The sequence below is a fragment of the Leptolyngbya sp. CCNP1308 genome (assembly GCF_034932455.1).
Lineage (GTDB): Bacteria > Cyanobacteriota > Cyanobacteriia > Phormidesmidales > Phormidesmidaceae > Nodosilinea.
The window spans coordinates 1-19,772 of the sequence record NZ_JAYGIH010000111.1; the positions used below are offsets into that span (position 1 = coordinate 1).

Below are 19,772 nucleotides of genomic sequence, written 5' to 3' on the forward strand. Positions count from 1 at the left end.
CGAGTGTAGATAGATTGGTGAGCTGGGTAATTTCCGCCGGCAGACCGCTGAGTTGGTTCCCGCTGATGTCGAGCGTAGATAGATTGGTGAGCTGGGTAATTTCCGCCGGCAGGCCGCTGAATTGGTTCCCGCTGAGGACGAGTGTAGATAGATTGGTGAGCTGGGTAATTTCCGCCGGCAGACCGCTGAGTTGGTTCCCGCTGAGGACGAGTGTAGATAGATTGGTGAGCTGGGCAACTTCCGCCGGCAGACCGCTGAGTTGGTTCCTGCTGAGGACGAGTGTAGATAGATTGGTGAGCTGGGCAACTTCCGCCGGCAGACCGCTGAATTGGTTCCTGCTGAGGTCGAGCGTAGATAGATTGGTGAGCTGGGCAATTTCTGCCGGCAGATCGCTGAGCTTGTTACCTCGTCTCAAAGTTCCCAAAGCCAACTTTTCGAGCTGGGTTAATTGGCCAATCTCTGGCGGCAGTTCCTCTAGGTTATTACCCGATAGATCTAGCTCGGTCACCCCGTCTCGGGCGGCTTGATCAATGATGTGCAGCAGCTCGTCTCGGGTCATAGTAGCGCCTCTGGGTTTGCCTCCCCCTTAGATAGCACAGGTCGCGCTACAGAGGGGTTTTGTGGCCAAGAAGCGTTCTTTTTTGGGGTCAAGGGCCGTTTACACCGTGCAGATTTCTCAGGTAGCCCAAATCGGCCCTTGCCCCCTCAGCTAGCCCTAAACCAACTGCCTATGCCGCAGTAGGTAGCTAAACACCTCCCCCTGCTTTGGGGTGATCAAAATCCCTGAGGCGGGGATGGTAAACAGGCGGCTCCACTCCAGACGCTCGGCGTAGTTCAGCAGATGCAGATGGTTAATGGCCCCCTGCACCCCCTCCGTCGAGCCAATCACCAGATGGCGCAATCGCTCTCTCCCTGGCTGGGCAGCCAGATTCGATAGCAGCAGCGGATTGATCGCCTCCCGGTTCTGGGCAGACGACACCAAATATGGCAAACACAACATAATTCAGGGATTCCTTTGCTAACGATGGGTAAGGAATCCCAAAAACTTGGCCGCCCCAGACATATGCAGTTCAGGACGGCCAGGTAAAATCACCTTAGCCTCCGAGACAGCGACTCCTGTCGACGGGGTTAGCCGCTGGTTGGTGTTGGTAGCACCTTCCAGTGGCGTTAGACCAAATTTTTGGGAAGCTCAGACTGCACGCATACAGCCTTAGCCCAGTAAGGTATCCTATTCGGCTACCGGAATCAAGTCAAAATCGCTACAGAGCCTAGAACGCCAGTTCAGTATTCGCTATCCCCTCGTTTCCATGCTCCGTCTGGGCACCCGAGTGGGGGTGGTTATTGAGTCAGCACGTTAAACCCCCTGCCTCTGCTCTGGTGCGATCGCCTATTGCAGCATCCCACCGCTTTATTGTCAGGGCTGCATCATCTAGTGTGAGGCCGCAACGCTTTAGTGCGAAAGCCCAACATTCGATTGCGAGGCCGCAATGCTTTAATGCGACAGCTCAACATTCGATTGTCAGGCCGCAACATCTTAAGTTGCAGCGCGACAATGCTGCTGCGATCGCGCAACCTCTTAAGTAGTCAATACACAATGCTTCTGTCATAGAGCAACTTCGAATAGTCGCCCGCTGCACTCTTACCTGCTCAATGCACAGTGCTGCTGTCATTGCTGCAAATCAATCATTCTAGTTTGACACCACGATTGTTGCGCCACACCTTGCTTCGACCTGCTGCAACATTCATTCAGGCTTCATCAAAACCGCTGGTGTTTGGTCACAATCTTTCAAATTGAGGCTGCAATAGGCTTCCTGCACCGGGCAATCTTGGCAATAGACGAGACAACGCCTCGCCTCAAACGTCGTCTCCGATCGCCTGACCTGAAAGCCTTCGTCGCTGCCCCAACTATCCGTTATCACTCCTGAAATTTCTTCAGGCAGGCTGGTTCAACCTGTCCGCTATAAACCCATTACTACAAGGTGTATCCACCATGCCCATTGTTAATATCACCCGTCGTCTGCCCGTTAAAACGATCAGCAACGATATCGACTCCCTCAACGCCCTCGGCACCGTCGAAGGCTATCTCCCCGTTCGCATTGATGCGTCGCCCGAAGCCCTCAAGACAAATTTCAACACCATGTTGGCCATGCAGCAAAAAGAAACCGAGCTGCAAGTGATGGTCAAAGCCGCCGCCGATGCCGCCCGCCAGGCCGAATGGGAGTTTCACAACTCAGTTTTGGGCATGAAAGAAGCCGTGCGGGCTCAGTTTGGCCCCGACAGCAACGCCGCCCAGGCGATCGGCTACAAGAAAAAGTCTGAGCGCAAGCGCCCCCGCCGTCGCAGCGCCTAGCGATGCGTCTGTGTCGCTGCCACAGCGATCGCCAACAAGATGCCCTCCTAGAGACCTGTGGCCCAGCCATAGGTCTTTTTTGATCGCCTGTTACCTTTGGGCGCACCGCCTAGCAACATCGGTTGAGAGCACAGCGGGGCATACGCAACTTCTGAAAAACTTTCTCTCTACTGGTGGGCAATGCCCACCCTACGGTGGCTACAGTCGCCTGCTCACCATTGGTGTGGCCCTTGGTCTGGCTCCTATTACCGGCATTCCGCCGCTCTGGCTGAGCTATGGGCGATTGGCGCTGCTAAACATAGAGACACAGCGGCTAGTGCTCAATGCTAAACCCGTCAAAATCAGCTAATCCTGTAAAAGGTTCAGTCTCTACCTGGGTAACTCGGGCACCCACCGGTCCCTGATGAGCCCAGTGCAGTAGGGCCTTTAGCTGGTCGCTGGTACCCATTGCCACAATTTCGACGGTGCCATCTGGCTGGTTGCGTACAAAGCCTCTAACCTTTAGCTGTTGAGCTGTCTGGCAGGTGTGATAGCGAAACCCGACTCCCTGCACAGTCCCATGAATCACCGCTCGAATTTGTTCCATAGTCCCTGGTCTGTAGGTTGATCACGCCAAGATTTTCGCATAGTGCGTTTGCTCTACCCCATACCCCTCTGGCTCTGGCGATCGCAACCGCTGTCTAGGAATGCGCCCTCAGCCCACTCGACTGAGGGCCACAGATACCAAGATTGAGGCGATCGCCTCAAAATTCGGCCTAGTGGACTTCGCAATTTGCAATCATCGGTCAAAATAGAAATTCAGGTAAGGTTGAATATTCAACTTTCAGGTTGAATATCCGACTTTGGAAGTCAAGTTAAGTTCAGGTGAGGTTTATCATTCCCCCTGCCTTGAACACTTACTCTGGCTAAGATCCGCTAGATGGTGCATCGCGTTGCGGATGCACCCTACAGTTGACCACCCCCTTACCCATCCACCCACCTACTCACCCACCCTTTCCCCCGTTCCATGGCAAAGTCCCCCACCTCTTCCACTACGATGACCGGCGCTCAGATTCGCCAGACGTTTCTGGAGTTTTACGCGGCGCGGGGGCACGCCATCAAACCGAGCGCATCCCTGGTGCCCGAAGACCCGACGGTGCTGCTCACCATTGCGGGAATGCTGCCCTTCAAGCCAATCTTCCTTGGCCAGCGTCCGGCGGATGTCGATCGCGCCACCACCTCGCAAAAGTGCATTCGCACCAATGACATTGAGAATGTGGGCCGCACCGCGCGGCACCACACCTTCTTTGAGATGCTGGGGAATTTTAGCTTTGGGGATTATTTCAAGGAGCAGGCGATCGCCTGGGCCTGGGAGCTGTCTACCGAAGTCTTTAAGCTACCCGCCGATCGCCTGGTGGTGAGCGTCTTTCGCGAAGACGACGATGCCTTTGCCATCTGGCGCGACCAGGTTGGCATCCCCGCCCACCGCATCCAGCGCATGGATGAGGCCGACAACTTTTGGACCTCTGGCCCCACTGGCCCCTGCGGCCCCTGCTCAGAGATCTACTACGACTTTCACCCCGAGCTGGGCGACGACAAGATTGACCTCGAAGACGACTCGCGCTTCATCGAGTTCTACAACCTGGTGTTTATGCAGTACAACCGGGATGCTGAGGGCACCCTCACCCCGCTGCAAAACCAAAACATTGACACCGGCCTGGGCCTAGAGCGCATGGCCCAGATCCTCCAGCAGGTGCCCAACAACTACGAAACCGATCTGATCTTGCCGATTATCGACGCGGCGGCGGGGCTGGCAGGGCTGACCTATCAAGACTGCGACGAGAAAACCAAGGTATCGCTGAAGGTGATCGGTGACCATGTGCGGGCCGTTGTTCACATGATTGCCGATGGCATTACCGCCTCTAACGTGGGCCGAGGCTACATTCTGCGGCGGCTGATTCGTCGGGTGGCGCGCCACGGGCGGCTGATCGGCATTGAGGGCGCGTTCATTAGCAAGGTGGCTGAAAGCGCCATTCAGCTAGCGGAAGAACCTTTCCCCAACACGCGGCAGCGCGAGACGGTGATCAAAGCCGAACTCGACCGCGAAGAATCTCGCTTTCTCGAAACTCTGGAGCGGGGCGAAAAGCTGCTGGACGAGTTGATTAAGCGGGAGAGCGGGTCGAAAACCCAGCAGATTGCGGGTACCGACGCCTTCGTGCTCTACGACACCTACGGATTCCCCCTAGAGCTGACCCAGGAAATTGCCGAAGAGCAGGGGTTATCGGTGGATGCCGCCGGATTTGAAACTGCCATGGAAGAACAGCGCCAGCGCTCGAAGGATGCCCACGAAACCATTGACCTGACGGTGCAGGGCAGTTTAGATTCGCTGGCGGAACACATTCACTCGACGGAGTTTTTGGGCTACAAAGACACCAGCAGCACCAGTAAAGTAGAGGCGCTGCTGGTCGGCGGAAAATCTGTTGAGCGGATCGAGGCGGGCCAAGAGGGGCAGGTGGTGCTCAACCAGACCCCGTTCTATGCCGAGTCGGGGGGGCAGGTGGGCGATCGCGGCTACCTCTCAGGCGATGACCTGCTGATTCGCGTCCACGATGTCAAAAAAGACGGCGATTTCTTTGTTCACTTTGGCAAAGTTGAGCGGGGTTTCCTCAAAGTCGGCGATCAGGTGTCGGCCCAGATCGATCGCGCCTGCCGTCGCCGTGCCCAGGCCAACCACACCGCCACCCACCTGCTGCAAGCGGCACTGAAAAAGCTGGTCGATCCCGATATTTCCCAGGCTGGTTCTTTAGTGGCCTTCGATCGCCTGCGGTTTGACTTCAACTGCCCCCGCGCCCTCACCGCTGACGAAGTGCAGCAGGTGGAAGAGCAGGTGAACACCTGGATCGCCGAGGGCCACCAGGGCGAGATCACCGTGATGGCGCTGGAAGAGGCTAAGGCTAAGGGGGCGATCGCCATGTTTGGCGAAAAATACAGCGCGGAGGTACGGGTGATCGACTTCCCTGGTGTGTCGATGGAGCTGTGCGGCGGCACCCACGTCAGCAACACGGCAGAAATTGGCCTGTTCAAAATTATCTCTGAGGCCGGGGTGGCCTCGGGCACTCGCCGCATTGAGGCTGTCGCTGGCCCCGCCGTGCTGGAATACCTGAACGTGCGTAATGCTGTGGTGCGGGATCTGTCAGATCGCTTTAAGGCCAAGCCCGAGGAGTTGAGCGATCGCGTCACCACCCTGCAAACCGATCTCAAGACTGCCCAGAAGGAATTAGAGGCGCTGAAGTCTGAGCTGGCGGTGCTCAAGTCTGACCAACTGCTCGCCAGTGCCGAAGCCGTGGGCTCCCTCAAAGTGATTGTGGCCGAGCTAGAAGGCGTCAGCGCCGAAGCCCTCAAAACCGCCGCCGAGCGCCTGCTGCAAAAGCTGGGGGCTGGAGCCGTGGTGCTGGGTTCGGTGCCCGAACCAGAAAAAGTCAGCTTAGTAGCCGCGTTTAGTCCAGAAGTGATTGAGCAAAAGCTCCAGGCGGGTAAGTTCATCGGCGGCATCGCTAAGCTCACTGGCGGCGGCGGTGGCGGGCGGCCCAACCTGGCCCAAGCGGGCGGGCGCGACGCCAGCAAACTCCCCGAAGCGCTGGAGAGTGCTAAGGCACAGTTGCTAGAAGCCTTAGGGTAAGCATAAAAAAGGATAGGGGTAGTTGAAAAATGGTGGGTTGAGTCTGCTAGGGCAGTCTTTATCAACGAATCATTGGCATAAAAATACTGATAGCTAATAGGTTTTCAATCATGGCTAATCGAGAATTTAATGTGCTGATTGAGCGAGATAGGGATGGCTATCTCGTTGCCTCTGTGCCAAGTTTACCGGGATGTCATACCCAGGCTAAGTCTCTAGATGAGTTGATGGTTAGAGTTCAGGAAGCGATCGCCCTCTGCCTAGAGTTCGACCAAGAGGCTGAAGAGTCCTTAGATTTTGTAGGAGTTCAACGAGTTTTGGTACAGTATGAGTCCGCTGCCTAGTCTCACTGGCCGCGAGGTCATTGCAGCACTACAGAAAGTGGGCTTCAGCGTTGCCAGAGTAAGGGGTAGTCACCACATTTTGGTTCACATAGACGGAAGGCGAACTGTTGTGCCCGTTCATTCGGGGGAAACTATTGGTCGCGGTCTGTTACCTCAGAGGATGTTTGAGAAGTCCTATTTCTTGCAGCAAAAGTGGGGATCCCCCTTAATCCCCCTTAAAAAGGGGGACTCTTACCCCCCTTTTTAAGGGGGGCAGGGGGGATCACCAGGTGACTAAAGCTACAGCGACTCACTTTTCAAACGCCCTCTCAAATTTTGCGCGACTGTCAACTTAGCTGAGATGACTTCAGGGCACTTTTGTAAAGTGTAGTAAAAGAAATTTTGGAATACTACTGTGAACAAAAATAATAGCAAGGCCGATCCTGAGGCTAACCATTCTTTAGATCTTGAGCAAAATAAAAAGAAGTCTAAAGACAAAAAGAAGGCCAAGCAGCAGCGCAAGAAAGATCGTGCTAAGGGCTTAGAACCCCCTATCTTTCACCACATCTCTGAGTCGGAAGGCAGCTCTAAATTAAAGAGCAAATTTTACGAAAGCGAGCTGGCTCGCCTTCAGGTGGAGCTGGTAAAAATGCAGTACTGGGTCAAGCACACTGGCACCCGGATCGTGATTTTGTTTGAGGGGCGCGATGCGGCGGGCAAGGGTGGCACCATTAAGCGCCTGACCGAACCGCTGAACCCTCGCGGCTGCCGGGTGGTGGCGTTGGGGACGCCGAGCGATCGCGAAAAAACCGAGTGGTACTTTCAGCGCTATGTGGCCCACCTGCCCGCCGCTGGCGAGATCGTCTGCTTTGACCGCAGCTGGTACAACCGGGCTGGGGTCGAGCGGGTGATGGGCTTCTGCACCGACGAACAGTACGACGAATTTATGCACACCTGCCCCGAGTTCGAGCGTATGCTGGTGCGATCGGGCATTATTCTGCTGAAATACTGGTTTTCAGTCAGCGACGATGAGCAGGAGCGGCGGTTTCAGTCGCGCATTACTGACCCGGCCCGCCGCTGGAAGCTCAGCCCAATGGATCTCGAATCGCGCGATCGCTGGGTCGAGTATTCCCAGGCTAAAGATGCCATGTTTGCCCACACCAATATCCCCGAAGCGCCCTGGTTTACGGTCGAAGCCGACGACAAAAAACGGGCGCGGCTCAACTGCATTAGCCATGTGCTCAGCAAGATTGACTATGTGGATATGACACCCGCCCCCCTGGAGCTAACCCCGCGCCGCAGCGCCCCGAAGGACTATGAGCGCCCCCCCATCAACGAGCAGTTTTTTGTGCCCCAGCGCTACTGAGTGGTGCGGCTTTCTCCCTAAGGAAGACGCTGCGCGTTGGCGTTCGCGAAGCGAGTCACCGTAGGGTGGGCATTGCCCACCATTAGAGAAAAAGTTTTCCAGAAGTTACCTAAGAGAGGCGCTGCGCGTTGTCTGCGGGATGAATGAGTTCGCGTTCAGGGCTCCGACTCAGCTCAGCTACCGGTAGCTGAGCTGAGTCGGAGCGAGGCTACAGCTCGCTGAGCAGGGTTTTAATGTCGGGCACCTCAAAAAACGCGGTGGTGGAGTCGATCAGGCGATCGCCCCAGAGGTTGGTCTTCAAAAAATCGACGTCGGCATAGCGGCTGTCTTGCTCTAGGGCTTCGGTGCCCAGGCGTAGCGCCTCCTGGCAGGCGGCGCTGCTGGCTCTGACTACCGCTACGGCGCAGTTTTCCTGGGCATTCAGGGCCGCTGCGATCGCCAGTTTAGGCTCGGGCTCATTGGCCGCCAGCTCCAGGCTAGAGCGCCAGTATTCTACAGCCCGCTGCGTGTCGCCCTGCTCGTAGAGCACCAGGCCAATGTTGTTCACCGAGGGCCAAAACTCGGGTTCTGCCGCCACCGACTGCTCAAACCGGGCGATCGCCTGGGGATACTGACCCAGCTTGAAGTAGGTGTTGCCCAGGTCAAACAGGGCGCTGGGGTTGTTGGGCTCAATCTGTAGCCCTTGCTCTAGGTAGCTGGCCGCTAGCTGGTGGTTCTCTTGCTGGAGGTAGGCCGAGCCCAGGGCAAAGAGCACCCGCGCATTGTCGGGCAGCAGAGTACGGGCCTGCTCTAGCAGCGGTAGCGCCTTATCGACCTCGCTGTTTTGCAGGTAGAGCCCGCCCAGCAGGGCCAGCACCTGGCCGTCGTTAGGCGCTAGCTGCGCCGCTAGCTGCGCCAGGGCCAGCGCTCGCCCAAACTGCTGAAACTCTGCCAGCTGCTGGGCCTCATTGGCGAGAAACAGCCCCTGCTCGGTCATCAGGTCGTAGTCGAGGGGCAGCACGTAGGGGGTCAAAGCCTGGGAGCGGGCCGGCAGGGTAGTGCCGAGCAATCCACAGAGGGTGAGCAGGGGCAGGAGAGAGAGGCGTTTTAGCACGGCAAACTTCGCAGGTTAGGTAGCAGAACTATATAGAGTGTACGTTGGTTACGGGTCAGCGTTAGAGTCACCCGACCACTTCTGAGCGGCGCGGGCATTGCGCCGCCACATGGCCGGTTTAATGCGCCGCAGGGCCGAAGCCCGAAATCGGCTGTCCCAATCCGCTTCTGATAGGTTAGCTAAGTCGTCCAGGTTTGGGGCCAGGTTCTCGGGCCGAGGTTGAAAGTCATCGACGGTGGTGGGCTGGGCAAAGCGCTGGTTCCAGGGGCAGACATCCTGGCAAATGTCGCAGCCCGCCACCCAGTTTTGCAGGTGGGGCGCGATCGCCTCCGGTATCTTTTCACCCCGATTTTCGATGGTGTGGTAGGCAATGCAGCGGTTGGCATCCACCACGTAGGGCTGGGCGATCGCCCCGGTGGGGCAGGCCTCTAGGCAGCGAGTGCAGGTGCCGCAGTGGGCAGTGTGGGGCGCGTCTGGAACTAACGCCAGGGTGGTCACCAGCTCCCCCAAAAACACCCAGGAGCCGTACTGGCGAGTGATCAGATTGCCGTTCTTGGCCACCCACCCCAGGCCCGCCTGCTGCGCCCAGGCCTTGTCTTGCACCGGCCCAGTGTCGGCGTAGTAGCGCGCCTGAACCGTCCCCTGCCCAGCCGTGGTCAGCCAGTCGGCTAAGGCCTTGAGGCGCTTGTGCAGCACCCGGTGGTAGTCGCGCCCCCAGGCGTAGCGCGAGATCTTGCCGTGGCGAGGGTCTGGGGAATGGCGGTGGGGAGTGTAGTAGTTGAGGGCGACGCAGACGAGCGATCGCGCCCCCGGTAGCACCTGGCGAATGTTCTGCCGACGGGGATTCGCCATCCAGTCCATATCGGCCTGGTGGCCCTGGCCTAGCCAGGTTTGCAGGTGGCCCACGGCGGCGGTTTCAGCAGGGCTCGGCTCAGGCTCCACCGCAGCAATGCCCACCAAGTGGAACCCCAGGGATAGCGCCTGGTCGATTACCGCCTGGCGATCGGGCAAACCAGCCGCTTCAGCCATTTACAAGTTCATCCTCAAAATCCTAGATTCCTTTTAATATTAGCTACCGCTTAGTCCTACTACGGCTGGCTTGAGACTCAGCTCAGAGTAGCCTACCCAGGCTATCTCGGTTGCGAATCACGAACGCCCCTTGACAAGGCTAGGAACACAGCATAGTTTGTACCATGCTGTAGTTAGCGTTGGCATCGGGTGCTAACCCCCATATCTGCTATTGTCGGTTCAATTACCGTCAGCCCAACTCACCCAGGCAAGGGCGCTTATGTTTAAGCTTCTCACCAAGTTCGACTACCTGCTGCGCGAAACCTTCCTGGGGCTGCGACGCGGCGGCTGGATGAACTGGGCGGCCATCAGCACCATTACCGTGCTGCTGTTTTTATTTGGCATTAGCCTGCAATCGACCTGGCAGCTAGAGCGCCTGCTCAACCAGTTTGGCAGCCAGCTAGAGGTGTCGGCCTACCTGCAAAGCGGCTTTCAGGCCAGCGATTTAAAGCCGGTGGTAGAGGGCTTCCCCAACGTGGTGTCGGTTACTCCAGTGACAAAAGAGGCCGCCTGGGAATCTCTGGTGGTCGATCTGGGCCTGTCTGACATCGCCGGGGCCACCGACCAGCTCAAGGGCAACCCCCTGGTTGACGAACTCAAGGTCAAAGCGCAGGATTCTGAGGCGGTACCGGCGATCGCCGCTCAGCTCCAAAGTCTTGAGGGCATCGACGAAGTGCGCTACGTCGACGAAGCCGTCACCCGCCTAGCCCAGCTCAACGACGGCCTCAAGTGGACGAGCCTGTTTGTGATCACCATTCTCACTCTGACCGCCACCGCCGTCATCACCACCACGATTCGGCTGATTGTGCTGGCCCGCAAGCGCGAGATTGAAGTTATGCAGCTGGTGGGGGCCACCCGCATTTGGATCTACCTGCCCTTCATTTTGCAGGGAGCTGCCTTTGGCCTGGCCGGGGCCACCGTAGCCTGGGGGCTGCTGTTCGCCATTCAACGCTTTTTAACCGAGCTAGCCACCCAGCAGGCCGATTTTATTCAGTTTGTGGTGCAGGGACTGAGGCTGACACCTCAGCAGCTGATTCTGCTGCCTGCGGCACTGCTGGGGCTGGGTACCCTAGTGGGGTTGATCGGCAGCTTGCTGGCGGTTCGCAAGTTTTCGCTGCGATAGCTATCCTCTATTCCCTCTGAGATCCCTGTTTAAATAAAGTGTTAGAGTCACCCCAAATTGGCCATAATAGCTACGGAGCAATGGGCGGTCTGCATACCGTCAGCGAGGCATCGGTATGAGTACAGTGCTAATTGTAGATGACAGCTCAACCCTGCGAGAAATGATCGCCGGGCTGCTGATCAAAGCGGGCCTAACCGTAGTAGAAGCCAAAGACGGCGTAGAAGCCCAGGAAATGATCCAGGCCACCCTTCCCGATCTGGTGGTGCTCGATATTGTCATGCCCAACATGAACGGCTACGAGCTTTGCCGGTGGATCAAAAACACCGCGACTACCCAAAATATTCCGGTCATTATTTGCTCTAGCAAAGCCGAAGAATTTGACCGCTACTGGGGCATGAAGCAGGGGGCCGATGCCTACATCACCAAGCCCTTTCGCCCCGCCGATATGATCAGCACCGTCAAACAGCTGCTGCGCTAGGGCGCGATCACGTGTCCTCTAGGGAAATCTCTTCTTCAAGATTCTCCTTTAGCGCCTCCAGCACCGCCAGGGGATCGGTGGAGATTTGCATGATTGCGGCCTCGTGGTCGTAGCGCTGCACGATATCGGGCAGGTCTTCCCGCAGCTCTTCTAGCAGCGCAATGATTTTGGCAATTTTCTTTTCTGACAGCATGTTGAGCTGAAGCATCAGCTGGGTGCGCTGTTCGGCAAAGCTTTCCTGGCGGTTTTGGCGAATCAACACTCCGGTCGAAATCAGCAGCGCCGCCGCATCTAGCCCCTGATCTGCCCAGCTAAAGGTGGGTAACTCAAAGGGCAACAGGCTGGTGTGGTTGAGCGCATCGCCCCCGAGCCACAGGCCTAGACCTAGCAGCAGCAGGTACAAAAAAGCGGGTCGACTAAACCACGAGGCCACCACTTCTAAAATTTGCTCAGCGGCAGAGGCCTGTTCGGCCTCCTGGCGATGAATGGCAATGATCGCCTCAATATTTTCGGCAATGGGGTCGGGTAGAGGGGCGGTTAAAATGCGCTTTCGAAGGCGACGGTTAAACCACGCCTTGGAGGCTGGGGCGGCTGCCGCCTCGGTGGAGTTAGCCATGGGAAACAGGGTAAACAGCAGGGACAATCACGCCATAGGAGGTGTCTATCTCGATCGGGCGATTTTGTAGCCAGGCAAAAAAGGCGGCGGCACTGGTGAGTACCAGGGTGGTAGCCACGACCAGTTGCAGCATGATGCTATAGCGCATGGGGTTATTCTCTGCCGGGGTGGCTGTATTTTATCAGGGGGTGGCGGGGTGGATGAGTAGCTAGGGAGATAGGGATCTGGGGTGATATTTAGAAAATAGGATAAATCTGAATAGGCCGTTCGAGTAAGCTTGCAGTACTATTCCGTAGGTTGGAGCGGTGGCGTGGCGTCGTAAAACGAACATGGCCGCGTTGGTGCTGGTTTGTCTGGCCTCAAAAAAACCGGCCCGAAAAATTCTGGCAGACCGTTTGCTATAGGCTTTGGCCGCATCTCCTAAGGAGGATCTTCGATTGGCTAGCCCGATTGTGTTGGCGGTGTTTAACGGCAAGGGAGGGGTGGGCAAAACCACGACCGCCGTTAATTTGGCGGCAGTGTTTGCGGAGACGCGATCGGTGCTGCTGGTCGATGCTGACCCCCAGGGGTCGGCCCTGTGGTGGACGGGGCGTAGCCCGGTTGACCTGGGCTTTGAGATAAAGCCAGAAACCAACCCAGCTCGGCTAAAACGGCTGAGGCAGGAGCATGCCCATGACCTAATTGTGGTGGATACCCCGCCAGCGCTGGGGTCGGCGACGCTGGCGGCGGTGATTCCAGCGGCGGATTATTTGCTGCTGCCCACGCCCCCCGCACCGATGGATCTAGCCGTGCTGATTACTACAGTGAATGAAGCGGTATCGCCCAGCGGGGTATCCCATCGAGTATTGTTGACGAAGGTGGATTCCCGCAGCGTCGGCGAAGCCATTGAAGCCCAGAACACCCTGCTGGAGCTAAAAATTCCCGCCTGTAATGCGTTTATTCGGGCCTACAAAGCCCATGAGCGGGCCGCATTAGAGGGGCTGCCGGTGCTCAAGTGGCGCGGCAAAAACAGCCAGGAGGCCCGTTCTGACTACTGCCGAGTTGCCGAAGAACTACAGCGAGACTGGATTCAGCCATGACGAAAAAAAGCCTTTCCGACCTACTGAAAGAAGAAGTGAATAAGGCTGACGCCTCAGACCCTGCGGCTACTCCCCAGGCTGAATCTGACGAGGCCACCCCGGCGGCCCCTAAGGCCACCGCTAGCCGCCGCGCGTCTCGCTCTAGCTCATCTCGCCGCACCGCCACCAGCCGCCAATCGGCAAAGACGGCCAGCAAAGCGAAGACTGAACCTAAGGCAAAAGTCGAGGCAGAAGCTGCTCCGGCTAAGCCCAAGGCCGAAGCAACAGCGCTAGCCGTTGCCGATGCCGACCTCACCCAGCAGGTGGACGCTCTCGAAAAAGAATTGGCCGCAGCTCAGAAAGACAAGGCCCAGCTAGAAAAAACCGTTGCCGGGCTGCAAAAAGACTTAGAAACCCAGCAGGGGCGGCTGTTTGAGTTAAAAGACAGCCTAGACCAGGCGGAGGCGGACACTAAGGCCAAGGCTGAAGCGCTGGCTAAAACCCAGGCAGAGCTAAAGGAGGCGAAGGCAACCATTTTGAAGTTAGCGGAGGCCCCGGCCCCGGTGGCGGCACCGCCTGCCCGCCGCAGCTCTGGAGTGGACATTACCCCCCGCCGCCCGGCGGAGACTAAAGATAAGCCCACCTATCACCGAGGCGTGCCAGAGTTAACCCCGATGACAGGGCAGCCCAACCCCATGCTGACCGATGCCGACATTGGCTGGGTTGACTAGGCCGTTTTAGGAAGTGTAGTCGAACAGGGCATCGAGGTAGATGCGGTTGACATCGCGATCGCATTTACTATCCTGCATCAAAAACAGCGACAGCGCCGCGCAGAAGACGCGGTGCTGGTTCCAGGCGGGGTTGCCGTCTAGGTACACCTGAAGCGCGTTGAAGAGATCTTCGGGCACTTCGGCCATCAGACTAACCTTGGGGGTGGTCGTGTTGAGGGTCATGGGGCGATGCCTTGGTAAGGGGAGAGGGACTGTAGCGATCGCGGCGGGGCACAACAGCGTAGACCGGCACTTAGGCCAGTCGTTGGGGCGGGCAGCACCATAGCCGCCCGCAACCGCCGGGCGTGAGAGCCTCAACGCCCGCCGATGCAACATTTTGTCTAGTAAAAGAACACGGGAACTCACCTGGGCAAACCTCAGCCCAGGGCAAAGCGGCTGTACTACACGCTGACCTGTAAACCACCCAGAGACGGGCTTTTCAGGTCCGGAGGCGCGGTACTCAGCTCTGCCAGTCGCACTATTCTGCCGAACTCTCTGGATACTGTCAATCTTGCCCTATGGGCCTGATTGAGCTACCGGCAGTAGGGCACCGACGATGGCATAGGGGTTCTAGCGATCCCCAGGGGTAGGCGGGCGGGTCGGCACGGGACTGGGCGATCGCCCCTGGAATAGATGCCGTTTTCCCCAGGGTTGCCTCAGCCTGCGCCCCGGCGTAGGTGCCTGGGGAAAACCTGGGGAAAAGTCGGCTAAGCCTGGGGAAAACCTGGGGAAAACACCCCCGCAATATTTTGTTTTGTAACATCTTGCCGGAAGAGTGGTTGACAGTTTGCTGAGGTGCTGCTCTATCTGATGGCTGAGGCGTTTGGGCGATCGCGCCCAGTTAATCCTTTTTATCAATGGCGCGGCGTGCGGGCAGCGCCCCATCGAGGGCCAGGGGTGACGGCGGCACAGGCGGCCAGCGCACATCCCACAGTGCCCAGGTGGCGACTAGCAGCAGTAAGGCAATAGCCAGAGTTCGCCAGGGCAAGCCGCCGCCGGAGCTAGACCAGCTCAGGCGCGGGCTGCCCTCACCGTTCATAAACTGGCGTAGCTGCTCCTCTATAGCCGCCGCCGAAAGCGGCGTGCGCACCTCGGGCAGCGTGACCTGACGCGCGTTTCCTATCAGTGTCAGACGGTGGCAAAAGCGTACGCCGCCGCGCGGATTGTTGTCGCACAGCTCTGAGGTCATAGCAAAATCGTCGAGCAAAAAGCTCTGGCTTGGCAGCCAGGCCCAGGGGGGCGGTAGCGTGGCCCGGCAGTAGACTTGGCCCGGAGCGGTGCGATGGTCAGAGACCGGCACCAAGGGGCCAGCGCATACCACGGCACTGGGGCCGGGCCGAATGACCCACCCCAAGCCCCCCAGTACCAGGCAGAGCACTACCACCACCGGTATTTGCCGCAGTCTCAAGATCCAGTTGTCCATTGCGGTTTTTCCCTGCGCCCTATCCCTGAACTGGGCTGTGTCCCAAGTTCATTCCATCCTGCCATAGGGCCTGCCACAAGGCCTGCCGCTCGCCCCTTGCGCCTGTGGCCAGATTAGGGCATGCTCAGCCATAGTCGGGGCCGGGGTGCTCCGGTTGTACTGTCCTGCACATACTTTTGCACGCGTTATGGGCAAACATATCGTCATTACTGGGGTGAGCCAGGGGCTGGGTCAAGCGATGGTCGCAGGCTTTGTCGCGGCAGGCCACAGGGTATCGGGCTGTGCTCGCCGGGCCGAGGCGATCGCCGAGCTGTCGGCCCAGTACCCCGACCCCCACCAGTTCACGGCGGTCGATATCCGCGATGACGCAGCGGTGGCGGCCTGGGCTAAGGGGGCGATCGCCGCCAACGGACTGCCCGACCTGGTGATCAACAATGCCGGTCTGGTCAACCATCCGGCCCCGCTGTGGAGGGTGCCCGCTGAAGAGTTTGACGCTGTGGTGGCGGTCAATCTCAACGGCACCGTCAACGTCATTCGCCACTTTGCGCCGCCTATGGTCGAGCAGCGATCGGGCATTTTCGTCAACTTCAGCTCCGGCTGGGGGCGATCGACCTCCCCAGAGTTCGCCCCCTACTGTGCGACCAAGTGGGGCATTGAGGGGCTTACCCAGGCCTTCGCCCAGGAGCTACCCGCTGGCATGGCGGCGGTAGCCCTCAACCCCGGTATTATTCACACCGCCATGCTCGAAACCTGCTACGGCGACGATGCCGCCGCCTACACCCCGATCGCCACCTGGGTCAAGGCAGCGGTGCCCTACATTCTCAGCTTTCAGCCCTCGGATAACGGGCGGGCGTTGACGGTGCCGGGGTAAGCCGTTAGCGAGAGATGAGTCAGTATGGACGGATAATGCCCTATCTCCAGCCTGGAACTGACGGCCACCGGGCTGAGTCTGTGAAATTAATTGATCCGCACCCCTCCCTAGGCAGATGTCCTGGGAGCAAAAGATGGTGCTATATGATTAAGCCTTGGTGAGAGTGGAGAATGCAGGGTGAACCAAGTTTTACGCATCAACCGGGCTACGATGCTGGTGTTGCGGCCAGAGCCGCCGGGGCAGCTGGCCGCTAACGAAAAGGTGGCGATCGCGGCGGGCAGCGTCTATCCGCTGCAATCCTACGCTTATGCCGATATTGACGGTGGGTTTAATGGCCATATTAAAGTGGCCTTTCGCGACAGTGCCCCCAACGGCTTTAATACTTGGTTTGTGCCCAGCCGCGATGCCCAGGTTGAGGCCGGCGGCGTTGTGGTCTACCCCCACGAAGACCAGGAGGGGATGCCCGTGCTGTGGATTAACACTAGCACCCTGCTCAAGCGCCGCCCCCTTGACTCGGGCCTGCTCGACCCCAGCGAAACCGTAGCGGTGTCTCGGGGCCAGACCTACAATCTGCACTCCTACGCCTTTGCCGACAGCCAGGGCAACTTTAATAACCACATCAAAATTGCCATTCGCAACCCTGAAGACTTCGTCAATGGGTTGAGCACCTGGTTTGTGTATACCCCCCACGCCTTTGTCACCCTCGATGAGGATGTGGTGTTTCCGCGCCCAGACCCCAATGCTTTTGTGCTGCGGGTAACCGCCAGTACGCTGTTCAAGCGTCGCCCAGTGGATAGTGGCCAACTGGCCCCTATCGAGCGGGTCGCCGCCGCACCGGGCACCACAATCGTGCTCAGTGCCTACGCCTTTGCCGATGCCCAGGGGTCGTTTAACGGCCATATTCGTTTCACCATCAAGTACGTCAAAGACGACATTAATGGGCTGAATACCTGGTATGTGTTTCAGGGCCATGCGCGGGTCGAGCGGGCTGGAGTAGTTGTATATCCGCCCCCAACGGCACCGCCGCCGCCCCAGTACGTGGGCCGTCCCTTTCGCCTGCCGGGCAATACCTCGACGTTCTACACCGACCAGCCGATTATTCCCGGCGGCAGCTTTACCTGGGGCGAAGCCACGCGAGATGCCACCCGCATTCCCGAAACCCAGGCGATTGTTGACAACATCATTGGCCTAGCTCGAGCGCTTCAGGGGGCGCGCGATCGCCTCAACCGACCCTTTCAAATTACCTCCTGGTATCGGCCACCAGCGGTAAATGCGGCGGTGGGAGGGGCTTCCCGAAGCCAGCACCTGTTTGGCCGCGCCGCTGATATTCAGGTGCAGGGGCTGAGCGGTCGCCAGGTGGCCAACGCGCTGATGCTGAGCTGGCCGGGGGGCATGGGCATCTACGGCAATATTCCCAACATCATTCATCTCGATACCGGCCCCAAGCGCACCTGGGGGTTTTAATCAGTCTGGGACGCGCGTCTGCCTCGCTGCTCAGGTCGTCGCGATCGGCTCGGCAGCGGGCCTCTTTCTCTGGTTTATGATGAAAAGCAGCTCACTATTTTTATTTAACGTTCATGCCCCAGCCCAAACATACCCAGGCCCATCTATCGCGCACGGTGCCCAAGGATCAGTCTGAGTTTTTCAAAAAGCGCACCCGTGACTCGATGGAATACTACATGGGGGCCAAACTGCTAGAGGTGGGGGTGAATCCTAAAAACACCGTCTACCGCTGGACGTCGGAAATCAAGGGCGACCAGGAAGTGATTACCGTAAGCGCCTACTGGGGCGATTCGCGCGAAAAGCTTGAGGCGTCAGAATAACGGTTTTCTGAGGGTCGTATTAGACCTGCTGAAGCCTCACCATAAAGAACCCGTCCATGTTTTGGCGGTGGGGCCAAACGCGCACCCAGCCTGCGGGGGCAACCTCTAGCCCGTTCCCAAAGCCGGGTGTTGGCGGCTGCACCTGCCAGGTAGGATGGGCGCGGCAAAACGCTTCAATTACAGCCTCGTTTTCGGTGGGGTGCAGCGTGCAGGTGGCGTAGACCAGAGTGCCACCGGGTTTGACGCAGCGGGCGGCCTCAGCCAGCAGGGCGCTTTGCAGTGCGGCTAATGTTGCTATGCTGTCTAGATTCTGCCGCCAGCGGGCATCGGCGTGGCGGTGCAGGGTGCCCAGCCCCGAGCAGGGAGCGTCCACCAAGACCCGGTCGGCCTGACCGTGGAACTGGGTGAGGTCGGTGCTGTCGCCAGCGTGGGTGTGCAGGTTGGTGAGGCCCAGGCGGACGGCATTGGCGGTAATTTTTTTGAGGCGAGAGGGGGCGCGATCGCACGCCCACACCCTCCCGTGTTCTCCCACAATCTCTGCTATTTGGGTTGCCTTGCCTCCCGGAGCCGCACAGACATCTAGCACTGTTTCGCCCGGCTGTGGGTTGAGCAGTAGCCCCACTAGCTGAGCGCTGGCATCCTGCACGCTCCACCAGCCCGCCTCATAGCCGGGTAGGTCAGTGAGCGAACCCTGGTGGTTCACCAAACGCAGCCCAAAGGGAATCCCTGCCAAAGGGTTCACGGCAATGCCCGCCGCCTCAAAGGCAGTGTGTAACGCTGCGACGGTGGTGCGATCGCGGTTCACCCGCAGATCGATCGAGGGCACCTGGTTAAACCACTGGCACAGCTGGTCAGTTTCTTCTGCACCCAGCTGGTCGAGCCATAGATTAATCAACCAGTCGGGGTAGCTGTGGCGGATTCCTAGGGCGATTGTGGACTGGTCGGGCAACTGTAGGGGATCTGTACCCTTTTCTGCCTGGCGGATGTACTGGCGCAGCAGGCCATTTACCACCCCAGAAAGTTTGCCTAGCCCATTGGCCTTGGCCAGATCAACGCTGGTATTCACGGCCGCCGAGTCGGGTACGGCGGTGAGGTAGCGCAACTGATAAAGCCCCAGGTGCAGCAAGAGGCGCAGCACCGGGGGCTGTCTGTCTGCGGGGCGAGTGCCCAGCTGATCGATAAGGGCATCCAGGGTGCGCTGGCGGCGAACGGTGCCATAGACCAGTTCGGTGGCAAAGCCGCGATCGCTTTCGCTCAGCTCTGCCTGACCTAGGGTGCGGTGTAGGGCAACATCGGCATAGGCCCCTGCCTGCACCTGAAGTAGCACATTTAAGGCCAGTTGCCGTGCCCCAGCGGGGGCAGCAGCCCGAGTAGTCACGAGTTTAGCCAAGCTACGATTTTGCGCGGCGCTTGCCGATCTGCGGATCACGCTTAGCGGTCTGCTGGTCGTTTTTGCGGCGGCGGCGATCGCGCCAGTCGGCGGCGGTTAAATAAACCACGCCACCGGTCACCACGACCATTAGCACCAGGGCAATGGTGGCCAAAATACCAAAGGCTTGGGCTTGTACAGTTGCTTCCATAGCTTATAGACGCTGGGTTTAGAAACCGTTGCGACCCCAGATCACCATCGACAGAGAGAAGGTAAACACCACCAGCAGCGAAACCCAACCAAACGACAAAATATCCATAGGTGCTTTCTACGACTCAAGACGACACAGCTATTTTTATCATAATGCCACGGCGTTTCCCCGCTTC

General features: G+C 58.3%; 24 protein-coding genes. 12 read left to right on the forward strand and 12 right to left on the reverse strand.

Features of this window, described 5'->3' with window-relative positions; all coding sequences use genetic code 11:
* Positions 1-559, reverse strand: a 559-nt coding sequence (locus VB780_RS28840) for a leucine-rich repeat domain-containing protein (protein WP_323354642.1), incomplete at its 3' end; no start/stop codon positions are given.
* Positions 560-715: 156 nt separating this feature from the next.
* A complete protein-coding gene (locus VB780_RS28845; protein ID WP_323354643.1) occupies positions 716-1,000 on the reverse strand; it encodes a hypothetical protein in 285 nt (94 codons plus the stop codon).
* A 990-nt stretch (positions 1,001-1,990) separates the two neighbouring features.
* Here VB780_RS28845 and VB780_RS28850 point away from each other — a divergent pair.
* Positions 1,991-2,350, forward strand: coding sequence for a hypothetical protein (locus tag VB780_RS28850; protein ID WP_323354644.1), 360 nt, complete (start codon positions 1,991-1,993; stop codon positions 2,348-2,350).
* Positions 2,351-2,663: 313 nt separating this feature from the next.
* On the opposite strand, the gene VB780_RS28855 is transcribed toward VB780_RS28850, so the two are convergent.
* The gene (locus VB780_RS28855; protein WP_323354645.1) at positions 2,664-2,936 is read right to left on the reverse strand and encodes an acylphosphatase; all 273 of its coding nucleotides are present in this window, start codon (positions 2,934-2,936) and stop codon (positions 2,664-2,666) included.
* Between the two features lie 420 nt (positions 2,937-3,356).
* Between VB780_RS28855 and alaS the strand changes: the two genes are divergently transcribed.
* From alaS to ppk2, 4 genes are all read left to right on the forward strand, one after another.
* The gene (gene alaS / locus VB780_RS28860) at positions 3,357-6,008 is read left to right on the forward strand and encodes an alanine--tRNA ligase (protein ID WP_323354646.1); all 2,652 of its coding nucleotides are present in this window, start codon (positions 3,357-3,359) and stop codon (positions 6,006-6,008) included.
* 110 nt (positions 6,009-6,118) lie between these two features.
* Complete coding sequence (locus tag VB780_RS28865) at positions 6,119-6,349, forward strand: type II toxin-antitoxin system HicB family antitoxin (protein WP_323354647.1); 231 nt, start codon at positions 6,119-6,121, stop codon at positions 6,347-6,349.
* Positions 6,333-6,596, forward strand: coding sequence for a type II toxin-antitoxin system HicA family toxin (locus tag VB780_RS31540; protein ID WP_416349276.1), 264 nt, complete (start codon positions 6,333-6,335; stop codon positions 6,594-6,596). The genes VB780_RS28865 and VB780_RS31540 overlap by 17 nt, the downstream gene beginning before the upstream one ends.
* Positions 6,597-6,743: 147 nt before the next feature.
* A complete protein-coding gene (gene ppk2 / locus VB780_RS28870; protein WP_323354648.1) occupies positions 6,744-7,694 on the forward strand; it encodes a polyphosphate kinase 2 in 951 nt (316 codons plus the stop codon).
* Between the two features lie 208 nt (positions 7,695-7,902).
* Here the strand turns inward: ppk2 and VB780_RS28875 are convergent, their stop codons facing one another.
* Positions 7,903-8,787 carry a tetratricopeptide repeat protein gene (locus tag VB780_RS28875; RefSeq protein WP_323354649.1) on the reverse strand — a complete coding sequence of 295 codons (885 nt, stop codon included), beginning with the start codon at positions 8,785-8,787 and terminating at the stop codon, positions 7,903-7,905.
* Positions 8,788-8,835: 48 nt separating this feature from the next.
* A complete protein-coding gene (queG, locus tag VB780_RS28880; RefSeq protein ID WP_323354650.1) occupies positions 8,836-9,816 on the reverse strand; it encodes a tRNA epoxyqueuosine(34) reductase QueG in 981 nt (326 codons plus the stop codon).
* A 259-nt stretch (positions 9,817-10,075) separates the two neighbouring features.
* On the opposite strand from queG, the gene VB780_RS28885 reads away from it, so the two are divergent.
* Positions 10,076-10,978, forward strand: coding sequence for an ABC transporter permease (locus VB780_RS28885; RefSeq protein ID WP_323354651.1), 903 nt, complete (start codon positions 10,076-10,078; stop codon positions 10,976-10,978).
* Between the two features lie 115 nt (positions 10,979-11,093).
* Entirely contained in the window at positions 11,094-11,456 is a 363-nt protein-coding gene (locus tag VB780_RS28890) for a response regulator transcription factor (RefSeq protein ID WP_323354652.1), read from the forward strand.
* 7 nt (positions 11,457-11,463) lie between these two features.
* Here VB780_RS28890 and VB780_RS28895 read toward each other — a convergent pair whose 3' ends face one another.
* The gene (locus VB780_RS28895) at positions 11,464-12,072 is read right to left on the reverse strand and encodes a DUF1003 domain-containing protein (RefSeq protein ID WP_323354653.1); all 609 of its coding nucleotides are present in this window, start codon (positions 12,070-12,072) and stop codon (positions 11,464-11,466) included.
* Entirely contained in the window at positions 12,065-12,220 is a 156-nt protein-coding gene (locus tag VB780_RS28900; RefSeq protein WP_323354654.1) for a hypothetical protein, read from the reverse strand. The genes VB780_RS28895 and VB780_RS28900 overlap by 8 nt, the downstream gene beginning before the upstream one ends.
* 289 nt (positions 12,221-12,509) lie before the next feature.
* On the opposite strand from VB780_RS28900, the gene VB780_RS28905 reads away from it, so the two are divergent.
* On the forward strand, positions 12,510-13,151 hold the full coding sequence (locus VB780_RS28905) for a ParA family protein (RefSeq protein ID WP_323354655.1): 642 nt from the start codon (positions 12,510-12,512) through the stop codon (positions 13,149-13,151).
* On the forward strand, positions 13,148-13,861 hold the full coding sequence (locus tag VB780_RS28910) for a hypothetical protein (RefSeq protein ID WP_323354656.1): 714 nt from the start codon (positions 13,148-13,150) through the stop codon (positions 13,859-13,861). Before VB780_RS28905 ends, VB780_RS28910 begins: the two co-directional genes overlap by 4 nt.
* 6 nt (positions 13,862-13,867) lie before the next feature.
* Here the strand turns inward: VB780_RS28910 and VB780_RS28915 are convergent, their stop codons facing one another.
* Positions 13,868-14,083, reverse strand: a complete 216-nt coding sequence (locus VB780_RS28915) for a DUF2811 domain-containing protein (RefSeq protein ID WP_323354657.1) — start codon at positions 14,081-14,083, stop codon at positions 13,868-13,870.
* 658 nt (positions 14,084-14,741) lie between these two features.
* Positions 14,742-15,323 (reverse strand): hypothetical protein, encoded by a 582-nt coding sequence (locus VB780_RS28920; protein ID WP_323354658.1) that lies wholly within the window; start codon positions 15,321-15,323, stop codon positions 14,742-14,744.
* Between the two features lie 187 nt (positions 15,324-15,510).
* On the opposite strand from VB780_RS28920, the gene VB780_RS28925 reads away from it, so the two are divergent.
* The 3 genes from VB780_RS28925 (at position 15,511) to VB780_RS28935 (ending at position 18,017) form a co-directional block, all read left to right on the forward strand.
* Positions 15,511-16,194, forward strand: a complete 684-nt coding sequence (locus VB780_RS28925) for an SDR family oxidoreductase (protein WP_323354659.1) — start codon at positions 15,511-15,513, stop codon at positions 16,192-16,194.
* A gap of 177 nt (positions 16,195-16,371) precedes the next feature.
* Entirely contained in the window at positions 16,372-17,658 is a 1,287-nt protein-coding gene (locus VB780_RS28930; RefSeq protein WP_323354660.1) for a YcbK family protein, read from the forward strand.
* A gap of 113 nt (positions 17,659-17,771) precedes the next feature.
* Positions 17,772-18,017, forward strand: a complete 246-nt coding sequence (locus VB780_RS28935) for a hypothetical protein (RefSeq protein ID WP_323354661.1) — start codon at positions 17,772-17,774, stop codon at positions 18,015-18,017.
* 19 nt (positions 18,018-18,036) lie between these two features.
* On the opposite strand, the gene VB780_RS28940 is transcribed toward VB780_RS28935, so the two are convergent.
* The 3 genes from VB780_RS28940 to petN are packed head-to-tail and all read right to left on the reverse strand — an operon-like array spanning position 18,037 to position 19,705.
* The gene (locus tag VB780_RS28940) at positions 18,037-19,395 is read right to left on the reverse strand and encodes a 16S rRNA (cytosine(967)-C(5))-methyltransferase (protein ID WP_323354662.1); all 1,359 of its coding nucleotides are present in this window, start codon (positions 19,393-19,395) and stop codon (positions 18,037-18,039) included.
* A 13-nt stretch (positions 19,396-19,408) separates the two neighbouring features.
* Complete coding sequence (locus tag VB780_RS28945; RefSeq protein WP_323354663.1) at positions 19,409-19,597, reverse strand: hypothetical protein; 189 nt, start codon at positions 19,595-19,597, stop codon at positions 19,409-19,411.
* 18 nt (positions 19,598-19,615) lie between these two features.
* A complete protein-coding gene (gene petN, locus VB780_RS28950; RefSeq protein ID WP_073610575.1) occupies positions 19,616-19,705 on the reverse strand; it encodes a cytochrome b6-f complex subunit PetN in 90 nt (29 codons plus the stop codon).
* Between the last annotated feature and the right edge of the window lie 67 nt (positions 19,706-19,772).

Excerpts from the sequence above, each read along its gene's own strand:
- VB780_RS28845 (WP_323354643.1), bottom strand. The coding sequence starts at position 1,000 with ATGTTGTGTTTGCCATATTTGGTGTCGTCTGCCCAGAACCGGGAGGCG.
- VB780_RS28850 (WP_323354644.1), top strand. The coding sequence starts at position 1,991 with ATGCCCATTGTTAATATCACCCGTCGTCTGCCCGTTAAAACGATCAGC.
- VB780_RS28855 (WP_323354645.1), bottom strand. The coding sequence starts at position 2,936 with ATGGAACAAATTCGAGCGGTGATTCATGGGACTGTGCAGGGAGTCGGG.
- alaS (WP_323354646.1), top strand. The coding sequence starts at position 3,357 with ATGGCAAAGTCCCCCACCTCTTCCACTACGATGACCGGCGCTCAGATT.
- VB780_RS28865 (WP_323354647.1), top strand. The coding sequence starts at position 6,119 with ATGGCTAATCGAGAATTTAATGTGCTGATTGAGCGAGATAGGGATGGC.
- VB780_RS31540 (WP_416349276.1), top strand. The coding sequence starts at position 6,333 with ATGAGTCCGCTGCCTAGTCTCACTGGCCGCGAGGTCATTGCAGCACTA.
- queG (WP_323354650.1), bottom strand. The coding sequence starts at position 9,816 with ATGGCTGAAGCGGCTGGTTTGCCCGATCGCCAGGCGGTAATCGACCAG.
- VB780_RS28885 (WP_323354651.1), top strand. The coding sequence starts at position 10,076 with ATGTTTAAGCTTCTCACCAAGTTCGACTACCTGCTGCGCGAAACCTTC.
- VB780_RS28890 (WP_323354652.1), top strand. The coding sequence starts at position 11,094 with ATGAGTACAGTGCTAATTGTAGATGACAGCTCAACCCTGCGAGAAATG.
- VB780_RS28895 (WP_323354653.1), bottom strand. The coding sequence starts at position 12,072 with ATGGCTAACTCCACCGAGGCGGCAGCCGCCCCAGCCTCCAAGGCGTGG.
- VB780_RS28900 (WP_323354654.1), bottom strand. The coding sequence starts at position 12,220 with ATGCGCTATAGCATCATGCTGCAACTGGTCGTGGCTACCACCCTGGTA.
- VB780_RS28910 (WP_323354656.1), top strand. The coding sequence starts at position 13,148 with ATGACGAAAAAAAGCCTTTCCGACCTACTGAAAGAAGAAGTGAATAAG.
- VB780_RS28915 (WP_323354657.1), bottom strand. The coding sequence starts at position 14,083 with ATGACCCTCAACACGACCACCCCCAAGGTTAGTCTGATGGCCGAAGTG.
- VB780_RS28920 (WP_323354658.1), bottom strand. The coding sequence starts at position 15,323 with ATGGACAACTGGATCTTGAGACTGCGGCAAATACCGGTGGTGGTAGTG.
- VB780_RS28925 (WP_323354659.1), top strand. The coding sequence starts at position 15,511 with ATGGGCAAACATATCGTCATTACTGGGGTGAGCCAGGGGCTGGGTCAA.
- VB780_RS28935 (WP_323354661.1), top strand. The coding sequence starts at position 17,772 with ATGCCCCAGCCCAAACATACCCAGGCCCATCTATCGCGCACGGTGCCC.
- VB780_RS28945 (WP_323354663.1), bottom strand. The coding sequence starts at position 19,597 with ATGGAAGCAACTGTACAAGCCCAAGCCTTTGGTATTTTGGCCACCATT.
- petN (WP_073610575.1), bottom strand. The coding sequence starts at position 19,705 with ATGGATATTTTGTCGTTTGGTTGGGTTTCGCTGCTGGTGGTGTTTACC.